Origin of the sequence: Nonomuraea sp. NPDC049750, from assembly GCF_040659625.1 — a bacterium.
Lineage (GTDB): Bacteria > Actinomycetota > Actinomycetes > Streptosporangiales > Streptosporangiaceae > Nonomuraea.
On record NZ_JBFANB010000003.1, the window covers coordinates 95,218 to 108,014 of the forward strand.

11 protein-coding genes are annotated in these 12,797 nt (G+C 67.3%); 3 read left to right on the plus strand and 8 right to left on the minus strand.

Annotated elements, in window-relative coordinates; translation table 11 throughout:
* Positions 1–90: 90 nt before the first annotated feature.
* The 7 genes from AB0J16_RS09175 to AB0J16_RS09205 all read right to left on the minus strand — a co-directional run bounded on the left by AB0J16_RS09175 (position 91) and on the right by AB0J16_RS09205 (position 7,916).
* Positions 91–1,854 (minus strand): ABC transporter substrate-binding protein, encoded by a 1,764-nt coding sequence (locus tag AB0J16_RS09175; protein WP_358536345.1) that lies wholly within the window; start codon positions 1,852–1,854, stop codon positions 91–93.
* Between the two features lie 19 nt (positions 1,855–1,873).
* Positions 1,874–2,137, minus strand: coding sequence for a DUF2160 family membrane protein (locus AB0J16_RS09180; RefSeq protein WP_358316370.1), 264 nt, complete (start codon positions 2,135–2,137; stop codon positions 1,874–1,876).
* A gap of 11 nt (positions 2,138–2,148) precedes the next feature.
* On the minus strand, positions 2,149–2,901 hold the full coding sequence (locus tag AB0J16_RS09185; RefSeq protein WP_357647321.1) for a carbohydrate ABC transporter permease: 753 nt from the start codon (positions 2,899–2,901) through the stop codon (positions 2,149–2,151).
* A gap of 95 nt (positions 2,902–2,996) precedes the next feature.
* The gene (locus AB0J16_RS09190) at positions 2,997–3,956 is read right to left on the minus strand and encodes a sugar ABC transporter permease (RefSeq protein ID WP_357941954.1); all 960 of its coding nucleotides are present in this window, start codon (positions 3,954–3,956) and stop codon (positions 2,997–2,999) included.
* Entirely contained in the window at positions 3,953–5,107 is a 1,155-nt protein-coding gene (locus AB0J16_RS09195) for an ABC transporter ATP-binding protein (protein WP_358536348.1), read from the minus strand. The genes AB0J16_RS09190 and AB0J16_RS09195 overlap by 4 nt, the downstream gene beginning before the upstream one ends.
* Entirely contained in the window at positions 5,100–6,191 is a 1,092-nt protein-coding gene (locus AB0J16_RS09200) for an ABC transporter ATP-binding protein (protein WP_358536350.1), read from the minus strand. The genes AB0J16_RS09195 and AB0J16_RS09200 overlap by 8 nt, the downstream gene beginning before the upstream one ends.
* 216 nt (positions 6,192–6,407) lie before the next feature.
* A complete protein-coding gene (locus tag AB0J16_RS09205) occupies positions 6,408–7,916 on the minus strand; it encodes an N-acetylmuramoyl-L-alanine amidase (protein ID WP_358536353.1) in 1,509 nt (502 codons plus the stop codon).
* 190 nt (positions 7,917–8,106) lie between these two features.
* Here AB0J16_RS09205 and AB0J16_RS09210 point away from each other — a divergent pair, with 190 nt between their 5' ends.
* Complete coding sequence (locus AB0J16_RS09210; protein ID WP_358536356.1) at positions 8,107–10,074, plus strand: family 10 glycosylhydrolase; 1,968 nt, start codon at positions 8,107–8,109, stop codon at positions 10,072–10,074.
* A gap of 212 nt (positions 10,075–10,286) precedes the next feature.
* Here the strand turns inward: AB0J16_RS09210 and AB0J16_RS09215 are convergent, their stop codons facing one another.
* Positions 10,287–10,727, minus strand: coding sequence for a MarR family transcriptional regulator (locus tag AB0J16_RS09215; RefSeq protein ID WP_358536359.1), 441 nt, complete (start codon positions 10,725–10,727; stop codon positions 10,287–10,289).
* A 70-nt stretch (positions 10,728–10,797) separates the two neighbouring features.
* Here AB0J16_RS09215 and AB0J16_RS09220 point away from each other — a divergent pair, with 70 nt between their 5' ends.
* Positions 10,798–11,208, plus strand: a complete 411-nt coding sequence (locus AB0J16_RS09220) for a hypothetical protein (RefSeq protein WP_358536362.1) — start codon at positions 10,798–10,800, stop codon at positions 11,206–11,208.
* Positions 11,205–12,797 (plus strand): multicopper oxidase family protein, encoded by a 1,593-nt coding sequence (locus tag AB0J16_RS09225; protein WP_358536364.1) that lies wholly within the window; start codon positions 11,205–11,207, stop codon positions 12,795–12,797. The genes AB0J16_RS09220 and AB0J16_RS09225 overlap by 4 nt, the downstream gene beginning before the upstream one ends.

The following is a 12,797-nucleotide window of genomic DNA, read 5'->3' on the forward strand; positions in this document are numbered from 1 at the left end:
GGCACTGATCCAATCATTCGCGCTTACTGGCCGCGTAGGCACACTAAGTGAGGGGACCGACAGATTACCCGCCGGTCCCGCCGCGACTGATCAGCCTCCGGACTTCCACTGGGCGATGAGCTTGTCGTAGTCCAGCGTCGCCGGCTTGCCGCGCTCGTCGGCCAGCTTCGGCGCGGGGGCGCCGGGCTGGTCCAGCCAGTATTGGGCGTCGCGCTCCGGGTTCAGCTTGGGCGCGCAGTTGCCGCCGCGGCGCTCCAGCCGGGACAGGATGTCGTCCTGCTGCTTGGCCAGGTTGTCCATCGACTGCTGGGCGGTGGTCTCACCGGTGACGGCGGTGGCGACGTTCTGCCACCAGAGCTGGGCGAGCTTCGGGTAGTCGGGGACGTTGGTCCCGGTCGGCGTCCACTGCTTGCGGGCGGGGGAGTTGTAGAACTCGATCAGGCCGCCGTACTTCGCGGAGTTGTCCTTGAAGTAGTCGCTCTTGATGTCGGAGTCGCGGATGAAGGTCAGGCCGGTGATCGACTTCTTCAGCGAGACCGTCTTCGAGGTGACGAACTGGGCGTACAGCCAGGCCGCCGCCCGGCGCTCCTTGGGCGTGTTCTTGAGCAGGGTCCAGGAGCCGGCGTCCTGGTAGCCCAGCTTGTTGCCTTCCTTCCAATAGACGCCATGCGGGCTGGGCGCGATGCGCCACTTCGGCGTCCCGTCGGCGTTGACCACCGGGAGACCCGGCTTGGTCATGTCGGCGGTGAACGTGGTGTACCAGAAGACCTGCTGGGCGATGTTGCCCTGCGCCGGGACCGGGCCGGCCTCGCTGAAGTTCATGCCGGCCGCCTCCTTCGGCGCGTACTTCTTCAGCCAGTCGACGTACTTGGTCAGCGCGTACACCGAGGCGGGCCCGTTGGTGTCGCCGCCGCGGGTCATCGAGGAGCCGACGGGGCGGCAGTTCTCCACCCTGATGCCCCACTCGTCCACCGGCAGGCCGTTGGGGATGCCCGGGTCGCCGTTGCCGGCCATGGACAGCCACGCGTCGGTGAAGCGCCAGCCGAGTGAGGGGTCCTTGCGGCCGTAGTCCATGTGGCCGTAGACCTTCTTGCCGTCGATGGTCCCGTTGCCGTTGACCTTGTTGGTGAAGAAGTCGGCGATGTCCTCGTAGGCCGCCCAGTTGACGGGCACGCCCAGGTCGTAGCCGTAGGCGTCCTTGAACTGCTTCTTGATCGTCGGGTTGGTGAACCAGTCGTAGCGGAACCAGTAGAGGTTGGCGAACTGCTGGTCGGGGAGCTGGTACAGCTTCTTGTCCGGCCCGGTGGTGAAGCTGGTGCCGATGAAGTCGTTCAGGTCGAGGGTGGGCGAGGTGATCGCCTTGCCCTCGCCCGCCATGTAGTCGGAGAGCGGGAAGACGTAGTTGCCCCGGGAGTGAGTGCCGATGAGGTCGGAGTCGTTGACGTAGGCGTCGTAGATGTTCTGGTTGCCCTGGATCTGCGTCTGCAGCTTCTCGATCACGTCACCTTCCTGGATCAGGTCGTGCTTGACCTTGATCCCGGTGATGTCGGTGAACGCCTTGGCGAGCTTCTGCGACTCGTACTCGTGGGTGGTGATCGTCTCGGAGACGACGTTGATCTCCATGCCGCGGTACGGCGCAGCGGCCTTGGTGAACCAGTCCATCTCCGCGAGCTGCTGATCCTTGGACAGGGTGCTCGGCGTGAACTCGCTCGACACCCACTTCTGTGCCGCCGCCTTCCCCTGGGCCTCGGTGAAATCGCTCTTGGGCTTCTGCTCGCCCGCTGAGCACCCGGCCCCCAGTAGGACGAGTACGGCCAGGCCAACGGCCGTGGTCCTGCCTCTTGGACGTCTCATCGCCTCATGCCTCCTTCGGTCAGCCCCAAATCCCGATCACGATGGTCACCAGGAGCGCGCACGCCAGAGCCAGCCACATGGACAGGTCGGTGACGGCGATCCAGCCGGCGAGTACGACGGCCGCGCTGATCAGGCCGATGTACAAGCGGTCGCCACGGTCGGTCTCGATGCGCAGGAAGCCGCGCCGGGCCACCGGGGGCGAGAAGTGGCCCCAGATCGCCATGCCGCACAGCAGCAGCGCCAGACCGATGAAGACCAGGGCCGTGGGGAGGGTCCACACCATCCACTGCATCGTCAGACCCTTCCAAGAGCGAAGCCCTTAGCCACGTAGTTCCTGACGAACCAGATGACGATGGCTCCGGGGATGATGGTCAGCACGCCCGCCGTGGCCAGGAGGCCCCAGTCCACGCCGGCCGCGCTCACCGTCCGCGTCATCGTGGCGGCGATCGGCTTGGCGTTGACCGAGGTGATGGTCCTGGCGATGAGCAGTTCGACCCAGCTGAACATGAAGCAGAAGAAAGCGGTGACGCCCACCGCGGAGCGGATCATCGGCAGGAAGATGCGCAGGAAGAATCGCGGCAGGGAATAGCCGTCGATCGCCGCCGTCTCGTCTATCTCGCGCGGTATCCCCGACATGAATCCTTCGAGGATCCAGACGGCGAGCGGGACGTTGAACAGCATGTGCGCGATGGCCACGCCCAGGTGCGTATCGAACAACCCCACGCTCTGATAAATCTGGAAAAAGGGCAGCAGGAAGACCGCCGGCGGCGCCATGCGATTCGTCAACAACCAGAAGAACAGATGCTTGTCCCCGGCGAACCTGAACCGGGAGAAGGCATAGGCGGCCGGCAGCGCCACGATGAGCGACATCACCGCGTTCAGCGACGTGTAGATGATGGAGTTCAGATAGCTCGAATACCAGACCGGGTCGGTGAAGAAGGTCCGGTAATTGTCGAGCGTGGTCCGCTGCGGAATGAGCGAGAAACTGCCGAGAATGTCCTCGTTCGGGCGGATGGACATGCCGAACATCCACAGCAGCGGCAGCATCAGGGTGGCGGCGTAGAGCCAGAACACCGCCCGCGCCCATGGCAGCTGCCGCCCGGCCCGCCGCGCCACGGCGACCTGTCCCTCGGCCATCGCGGTCACCTCCCTGACCTGGTCAGCACGGTGAAGAAGACGTACGAGACGATCTGTACGACGAGGAAGTACAGCAGCGAGAAGGCGCCCGCCGGCCCGAGGTCGAACTGCCCGACGGCGACCTTCGACAGCAGGATGCTCAGGAACGAGGTGGCGTTGCCCGGCCCGCCGCCCGTCACCACGAACGGCTCGGTGTAGATCATGAAGCTGTCCATGAACCGGAGCAGGATCGCGATCGTCAGCACCCCGCGCAGGCGCGGCAGCTGGATGTGGCGGAAGGTCGCCCAGGCCGAGGCGCCGTCGATCTGCGCGGCCTGGAAGTAGGGGTCGGGGATCGACCGCAGCCCGGCGTAGGCCAGCAGCGCCACCAGCGGGGTCCAGTGCCAGACGTCCATGATCAGGACCGTGATCCAGGCGTCGGTGGAGTCCAGCGTGTAGTTGAAGTCGATGCCCAGGACGTTGTTGATCGTCCAGCCGCCCAGCCCGATGTCGGCGCGGGCGAAGATCTGCCAGATGGTGCCCACCACGTTCCACGGGATGAGCAGCGGCAGCGCGACGATGACCAGGGCCACCGACACCCAGACCCCGCGGCGCGGCATCGCCACCGCGAGCGCCACCCCGAGCGGGATCTCCAGCAGCAGCACCTGGGCCGAGAACAGCAGGGTCCGGACGAACGCGGCGCGGATCTCGGGGTCGCGGGCGACGGATCTGAACCACTCCAGCCCCACGAAGATCCGGTCGTCGGGGCTGAAGATGTCCTGGACGGAGAAGTTGACGACGGTCATCAGCGGGATCACGGCGGTGAAGGCCACCGACACGACGACCGGCAGCACGAGGAGCCAGGCGCGGTTGTTCTTCGGCTTGAGGCTCACCCGGGTGTCGGGCGTGCCGTCCTGTGGGGCGGCACCGGTGACGATCTCGCCGCCCACCTGGCTGCCCGCGACGGTGACGCTCTGCTCGGTCACGATGCGCCCTCTCCGTCGAGTTCGTCGAGCCCGTCGAGCGGTGCGCCCTTTCCATCGAGCCCGTCGAGTGGTGCGATGGACCCGCACCTGACCGAGTCCCTGAACAGGAACGCGCGGTCCGGCGCCAAGTGCAGGAACTGCACGGTGTCCGGCGCGAACCGGGCGTCCGCCTCCGTCTTGGCGATCACCGGGTGGCCACCGGCCTCGACGTGCACGAGGTTGTAGGCGCCCATCCGGTCCACCCCCGTCACCCGTACGGGCAGTCCGGGCGAGGACTCTTCGCCGCCGAGCCGGGCGAACTCCGGCCGCACCCCGATGCGCACCGGCCCCGGCGCCAGCTCGCCCTCCTGGTCGCCGACCGCCTGCCCGACGTCCGTCTCCGCCACCCTGACCACTCCGTCGGCGATCTCGGCGGGCACGACGTTCATGCCGGGCGAGCCGATGAAGTGGCCGACGAACTCGTGGGCGGGCGACAGGAACAGCTCCGTCGGCTCGCCCGCCTGCACGATCGCGCCCTCGTTGAGCACCACCACCTCGTCGGCGAAGGTCAGCGCCTCGGTCTGGTCGTGGGTGACGTAGATGAGCGTGTGGCCGGTGTCGCGGTGGATCTCCTTGAGCTTGCTGCGCAGCGTCCACTTGAGCGCGGGGTCCACGACGGTGAGCGGCTCATCGAGGAGTACGGCGGCCACCTCGGAGCGGACCAGCCCGCGCCCCAGGCTGACGATCTGCTGCCGGCCCGGGTCCAGCCGCCGCGACCGGCGCTTGAGGTGGTCGTCCAGGCCGAGGAGCTGCGAGACCCGGCGTACCCGCTGGTCGATCTCCGCCTTGGGATACTTCCGGTTGCGCAGCGGGAAGGCCAGGTTGTCGTAGACCGACATCTCCTCGTACAGCACCGGGAACTGGAAGACCTGCGCGATGTTGCGGCCCGCCGTCGGCACGTCGGTCACCTCGCGGTCGTCGAAGAAGATCCGCCCCACGGTGGGGGAGAGCAGCCCCGAGATGATGTTCAGCAGCGTCGTCTTGCCGCACCCGCTCGGGCCGAGCAGCGCGTACGCCCGTGAGCTCCGCCAGGTCCACGTCATCGGCCGCAGCGCCCAGGTCCGGCCGCCGTCGTAGCTGTGTCCCACGCCTTCGAGCCGGATGTCAGCCATGCAGGTCGACCTCCGCGGCGGAGGTGGCGAGCAGGCGCCCGCCGGCCTCGTCGAAGACGAAGATGTGCGCCGGGTCCACGTAGGCCATGGCCCGCTCGCCGGGGGTGAAGAGCTGGGGGCCCGGTAGCTGGGCGACCAGGTGCCGCCCGTCGACCAGCTGCAGGTGCAGGAAGGTCGAGCTGCCCGTCACCTCCGCGAGCCTGATCTCCGCCGGGAACTCCAGCACGCCGGCTCCACTCCGTTCGATCGTCACCTGGTGGGGGCGTACCGCGAGCACCACGTTCCGCCCCGAGGCGTGCGCGCCGGGGGAGGGGAACGAGCTGCCCAGGCACTCGATCCGGCCCTCGCGTACGACGCCGGGCAGCAGGTTGACCGGCGGATCGCTGAGCGTCGCGGCGACGGACAGCGTCGGCGGCTGGGCGTACATGTCCGCCACGTCGCCCACGTCCAGCACCCGGCCCTCGCCCAGGACCACCGTCGGCGAGGCGAAGGTCAGCGCCTCCGCCGGGTCGGCCGTCGAATAGAGGACCACACTCGGCGAGTCGAGGAACATGTTCTTCAGATCGCCCCGCAACTGCTCGCGGAGCTTGAAGTCGAGGTTGGCCAGCGGCTCGTCGAGCAGCAGCACGTCGACCGGCCGGGCCAGCGCGCGGGCGATCGCGGTGCGCTGCTGCTGGCCGCCGGACAGCTCGGCGGGCCTGCGGTCGAGCAGGTCGCCGATGCCCATGATTTCGGCGACCTCGCGCACCCGCCGATCCATGTCTTTCTTGGGAAAGGAGCGCGCCATGCGCAGTGGTGAGGCGATGTTCTCGTAGACCGAGAGCGAGGGATAATTGATGAATTGCTGATAGACGAAGGCGACCGAGCGTTTGCGCACGGAAATAGCCGTTACGTCTTTTCCGTTCACCACGACCCGCCCCGCGTCGGGTGGAAGCAGCCCTCCGACGACCCGCATCAGCGTCGTCTTCCCCGCTGCCATCGGCCCGACGAGCGTGGTCATTCCATTGGATAATTCCAGGTGGATGTCGTGCAGCCAGGTTTCCCCGCGCTGCCGTACGCGGACGCCGTCAAGAACCAGCGCCATGTGCACGAGCCTCCTTGCCGGAGTGCGATCGACTGCCGCGCCGCCCCGAAGCGTGGTCGGTCAAGACCCCTCCATCTAACATCCTTTGCCAGGACGTGCAAAGGGGGAAGTTTCCATCGGTCCACTTATTAGCGAATGGGCATATATTTATCGATGTTTATTTGGCCGCGGTGAACAAGTACGGCCCGCGCGATCGGGCACGGGCCGTACCAGATGTCAGACCTTGCTGATGCGGACGGCGTCCGCGATCACCAGGCCGGTGCCGGAGGTCCACCGGCTGACTCCCACGACGTTGGCGGTGCCCGCCGCGAGGGAGAAGGTGCCCAGGCTCTTCCAGCTGCCGCCGCCGGAGCGTTGGTCCACGTACACCGTCTGGTTGCCGCCGGAAGCGGCCACGATGTACGGCGCGGAGCTGTTGTAGCCGGGATCGTCCGGATACCAGACCTCGACGCGGTAGGTGCCCGCGCTGGGGATGGTCGCCTGGTACCAGGCCGGGTCGCTGGCGGCCACGGGGTCGGCGAACCGGTAGTCAGCGCCGTAGCGCTGGGTGGAGTAGGTGGAGGTGCCCCAGTTCGCGCTGGCGGTGAACTGGCCGGAGGTGGTGTTGTCGACCGTGGTGGTCCACGTCGGGGTGCCGCCACCGGTCACGTAGCTCATGTACGTGGTCCAGTTCCAGTACGGCCCCGGGTCGGTGTGGTCGGAGCCGGGCACCTCGACGTGGCCGATGATGTGGCTGCGGTCCTTCGGGATGCCGTACTTGTCGCAGATGTACTTGGTCAGCGCGGCCGAGGACCGGTACATCGCGTCGGTGAACCACGAGGCCTCACTGACGTAGCCCTCGTGCTCGATGCCGATGGACCTGGTGTTGTACGTCCAGTTGCCGGCGTGCCAGGCGATGTCCTTGTCCCGGACCATCTGGGTGATCGCGCCGTTGGACGACTTGACCACGTAGTGGGCCGAGACCTGGGCGCTGGGGTTCTGGAACCAGGAGATCGTCCCGGCGTAGGAGCCCTGCGTCACGTGGATGATCACCCGGTCGATGGCGTAACTCGACTCGCGGCTGGAAGCGGTGTAGTTGCTGGAGCTGGCGGCCGCCCAGGTGGCGTCCGGGTAGTCGGGGCTGGCCGCCTCGGCGGCGCCGAACGAGCGCGTCTCGGCGTACTGACCGCGGTCGGCCGTCACCTCCTGCGGCGCCACGCGTACGTCCTTGGCCTGGATCCCGAGACCGAGCAGCTCGTAGACGGCGTCGGCGTAGAGGCGGGCGAGCTGGGGCGAGGCGGTGTTGCCGTACTTCGCCACGGCCTCGTACCAGCGGCCGGGGTCCTTCCTGGCGGCCTCGTCGAGGCCGAGCTCGTCGGCGTTGGCGCGCAGCAGCGCGGCGCCGCCGAGGATGTTGGCCGCGGTGTCGGACCGCAGCTTCTTGACCGGCAGCCCCGTGAGCCCGGACGCCTTCTCCAGCGCCTTCGTGGTGGGGTTGCTGACCAGGTGCATCACGCCGTATCCACCGCTGGCGCTGGGCTCGCCGTTGTGGCCGTCGAGGTGGGTCTCGGCGTAGGCGAGCGCCACGAGCAGGTCGCGCGGGACGTCCTGGGCCGCGGCGGCGCGGGCGAAGGCGTCCGAAAGCGGCGTGTTCTTGGCCGCGACAGCGGGCTGGCCGGCGAAGACCAGGAGAGCGGCGAGGACCGTGGAGACGAGAGCCGTTAATCGCTTGGGGGAGAGTGACATGGGAGCTCCCTCGTTAAGGGTCGACGGCTGCACAGTAAGCCGGTTCCTGACAGATGTCGATAATTGACATTACTGAGGAGTTAGAAGAAACTTTCCGCCCGCGCCTGTTTCGTCCGGAGCGCGAAAGTTGGGCCCCCCGATTGGCTGAAGACTATTGCGCTCGGTTCGGGAGAAGATGAAACTTCTTTTCGTGACCACGCACCCCCTGCGCACCATCCTGGCCACGATCACCCTTGTGCTCACCGCTCTCGTCGTCCCCTCCACGGCCCCCGCCGTCTCGGCGGCGGCGTGCGTGACCGATCCCGCGACGCCCAAGCGGCAGATACGGGGCATGTGGGTCTCCTCGGTCGCCAACATCGACTGGCCGAGCAGCGCGGGGCTGAGCGTGGCGGCCCAGCAGGCGGAGTTCAGGGCGTGGCTGGACCTGGCCGTGTCCAAGCGGATGAACGCCGTGTTCGTGCAGGTCAGGCCGACGGCGGACGCGTTCTGGCCCTCGTCGTACGAGCCGTGGTCACAGTGGCTCACCGGCACCCAGGGCAAGGATCCGGGCTACGACCCGATGGCCTTCATGGTCGCCGAGGCGCACGCCCGCAACCTGGAGTTCCACGCCTGGTTCAACCCGTACCGGATCTCCAACGACGACGACCCGAGCAAGCTGGTCGCCACCCATCCGGCACGTCAGCATCCAAGCTGGCGATTCGCCTATGGCGGCAAGCTCCTCTACAACCCCGGCATCCCGGAGGTCCGCGACTTCATCGAGGACGCCATCATGGACGCCGTCACCCGCTACGACCTCGACGGCGTGCATCTCGACGACTACTTCTACCCCTATCCGGTCAGCGGCCAGAGCATCCCGGACGCCGCGACGTACGCCCAGTACGGCGGCGGGTTCAGCAACATCGCCGACTGGCGGCGCGACAACGTCAACCTGCTGGTGCGTGAGCTGGACCAGCGCATCCACGCCGCCAAGTCCTGGGTCGCCTTCGGCATCAGCCCGTTCGGCATCTGGCGCAACGCCGCCACCGACCCGCTCGGGTCGAGCACCTCGGGCCTGCAGTCCTACGACGCGATCTACGCCGACAGCAGGCTCTGGGTCAAGCAGGGCTGGGTCGACTACCTCGCGCCGCAGATCTACTGGCACATCGGAAACAGCGCCGCCGACTACGCGAAGCTGACCGCCTGGTGGTCGGGTGTCGTGAAGGGCACCGGCGTCCAGCTGGTCGTCGGCCAGGCCGCCTACCGCGCGGGCGCCAGCGGCCAGGACGCGGCCTGGCAGGATCCCGCCGAGCTCAGCGACCACCTCTACGACAACAGGAAGCACCCCGAGGTGGCCGGCGACATCTACTTCAGCGCCAAGGACGTCAAGGCGAACCGGATCGGCGCCATCGCCGCGCTGATCAACGCCCACTACGCCAAGCCCGCCCTGCTGCCCGCCCGCGGCACCGCCGCCGCACCGGCGGCCCCCACCAGCGCGGCGGCGACCAGGGGCTCGGGCGGCGTGGCGCTCTCGTGGCAGGGCGGCGGCGCCACGGCCTACGCGATCTACCGGGTCGACGGCTCCCAACCGGCGGCCGATCCGTGCGCGTACGCCGACGCCCGCAACCTGCTCGGCACGACCAGGAAGACCACCTTCACCGACGCCACGGCGACGGCCACCGGCGGCTACACCTACTACGTCACCGCGCTGAACCGGACGCACCAGGAGAGCGCGCCGAGCGCGGGCGCGGTGGTGACGGGCACGGCGGCCTTCAGCGTCGTGGTCGACAACGCAGGCGCCGGGTTCGCCGCGAGCTCCTCCTGGGGCACCTCGTCGTTCTCGGCGCAGCTCTACGGCGCCGACTACCGCTTCGCCGACCCCGTCGCGGCCAGCGACCCGGCGTGGTTCAAGGCGGCCATCCCGAGTGCCGGGAGTTACCGGGTGGAGGTCTGGTACGCCGCCAACGCGGGCTACAACAGCGCCACGCCGTATCTCGTGGCGGCGTCGGGCGGGAACCAGACCGTGGTCGTGGACCAGCGCTCGGGTGGCGGGCAGTGGCGGATCCTCGGCACCTACACCCTCGACGCGGGCACCTACAACGTGGTCGGGGTGAGCCGCTGGACCTCCACGACCGGGTACGTCATCGCGGACGCCGTGCGCGTCACCAAGGTCACTTCGTGAATGCTGCGCGTGGGCGTCGACCGTAACGACATTCGGACGTCGTCGATCAGCGGGATCGGGCAGGCGCCGGGGGAGAGTTCCACACCACCGTCAACATGGATCAACCGCAGTTGGGTCACCGGTGTCGCGGTCGCCAACTCGTGACAAGCCTTGCCCCTTCCTGACCAACGCACTCACCCGGCCTGCCGGTGTGGCACGACGTGTCAGGCGAGTCATGTGTCGCGTTCTGTCGGGGCGACGAACCTGGTCAGGAGGGCTTGGAGGGTTTCGAGTTCGGCGTCGGTGAATGATCCGAACAGATCTTCCGCGGCGCCGGCCGCGAGGCGCTGGGCGGTGTCGAGAGCGTCGATGCCCTTGTCGGTCAGGCTGAGATTGCCCACCCGTTTGTCGGTGGAGGACCGGGCGCGGGAGAGGTATCCGAGGGTTTCGAGGTCTTCGACGGTACGGACCATGCCCGCCTTGTCGCTGCCGGTCTGTCGGATCAGGTCGCGTTGGGTCGAGACGCCGTCGCGGCGCAGGAGCATCATCACGCCGAAGTGGCGGCCAGTCAGGCCGAGTGAGGAGAGGGCGTTGTTCAGCGCCCCGGCGGCTCGTTGGTGCGACTGGCGCAGCAACAGGCCCAGTTGAAGGTCGACTCCGCGCGGCTTCGGCATGGTCCCATCCTATGTTAGATTCACTTGGATCGGATTCAAGTGAATCTATTGGGCGAGACGAGGACGGCGTGTGACGACGACACAATCAACGGGGGATGCCGCCGTGGTGCGCAGGCACGCGCCGCGCTGGCCGTGCTGGGTGTTCCGCATCACGAGCACAGTCGCGGTGATCATGCTGTTCGATCAGGCGGTCTTCGCCGGTCAGTTCCTCTCCGGCAGCTACGACTCACTGCACGTTCATCGCGAGAACGCGACCTTCGCCGGCATCTCGGTCCTCATCTCCGCCATCGCGGCCGTACTTCAGCGGTGGCCCGGACGCGGACCCTGGTGGCCCATCCTGGCCTGCCTCGGCCTCTTCGGCCTGATCGGGCTGCAGATCGTTCTCGGTTTCTCGCGAGCGATCAGCCTGCATATCCCGCTCGGTGTGGCGATCATCCTCCTCGCCACCGCTCTCGCTGTTTGGGCCTGGAGACGCCGATGACCGAGGAGAACCACCGGATCACGTTGAGCCGCCGGGCGTTCATCGGCGCCGGCCTTGTCGCCGGCATCGGCCTGGGAGTGGGGATCCCGTTCTCACTCGGCGCGGCCGGATCCACCTCGACCGGCAATCTGCTCCGCAGCCGATTGCCGCTCCCGCAGCCGTTCACGATGCCCTTCCAGACCCCGCCCGTACTGAAGCCGGTGCGCAGTGACGCCGATACCGACTACTACGAGATCACTCAGACCGCGGCGACGGCCTCGATCCTGCCGGGGGTGAAGACGGTGATCTGGGGCTACAACGGGATCTTTCCCGGCCCCACCATTGTCAGCCGACGTGCCCGCACGACCGTGGTGAGGCACACCAACAACCTTCCCGTTCCCACGGTGGTGCACCTGCATGGCGGGAGTACCCCGCCCGACAGCGACGGATACCCGATCGACTTCGTCTACCCCGTCGACAGGTCCTACATGAACCAGCACATGAACATGGACCACATGAACATGGGCGGCTCGATGGTCGGAGACACCACTGAAGGCCACCGCTCCTACACTTATCCACTCGACCAGCGCGCGGCGATGCTCTGGTACCACGACCACCGGATGGACTTCACCGGCCCGAGCGTCTGGCGCGGACTCGCCGGCCTCCACTTCGTGCGAGACGACGAAGAAGACGCTCTCGGCCTGCCCTCCGGCCCCCGCGAGCTCCCTGTCATGATCACCGATCGCAGCTTCGCCGCGGACGGCTCTCTGTCCTACCCGAGCATCGACGGGAGCCTGATGAGAACGCCCGGCGTCACCGGCTCATTCGTCGCCGGCGTCCTTGGAGACGTCATGCTCGTCAACGGCACCCCCTGGCCGGTTGCGAGAGTCGACGGTGCCACATATCGCCTGCGCATCATCAACGCCTGCAATGCCAGACGCCTCGACCTGCGTCTCGACCCGCAACCTGATGGCCTCCTGACACAGATCGGCACGGACGGCGGGCTCCTTGCCGCACCCATTCGTCATGAACATGTCGAGCTCGCCCCTGCGCAACGTCTCGACGCCATCGTCGACTTCTCCAGCTACCGACCCGGAACCGCGGTGACGCTGCTCAACGACTTCGGTGACGGGAACATGTCCCAGATCATGCGCTTCATCGTCGGTGAGAAAGCCGAAGAGCCGTTCACCGTCCCCGACAAGCTCTCCACAGTCGAATCGCTCACCGCGGCCCAGGCCATCACGACCCGCACCTTCCGCTTCAAATCTGGAGACGTCAACCACATGAAGGGCTGGCTCATCGACGGGCGGCCATTCAGCGCCGACGACATCGCCGCCGCGCCGAAGCTCGGCACCGTCGAGGTCTGGCGGCTCATCGCGGACTTCCATCACCCCGTGCACCTCCATCTCAGTCCCTTCCAGGTGCTCTCCCGAGGTATCGGCGGCCCCGGGGCATTCGACGCCGGATGGAAGGACACCATCGACCTGCGGGCTTCGGAAGAGGCGGCAATCGCGATCAGATTCACCGGTTATCCCGGCAAGTACGTCTTCCACTGCCACAATCTGGAACACGAGGACATGGCGATGATGGCCAACTTCATCACCCGATGA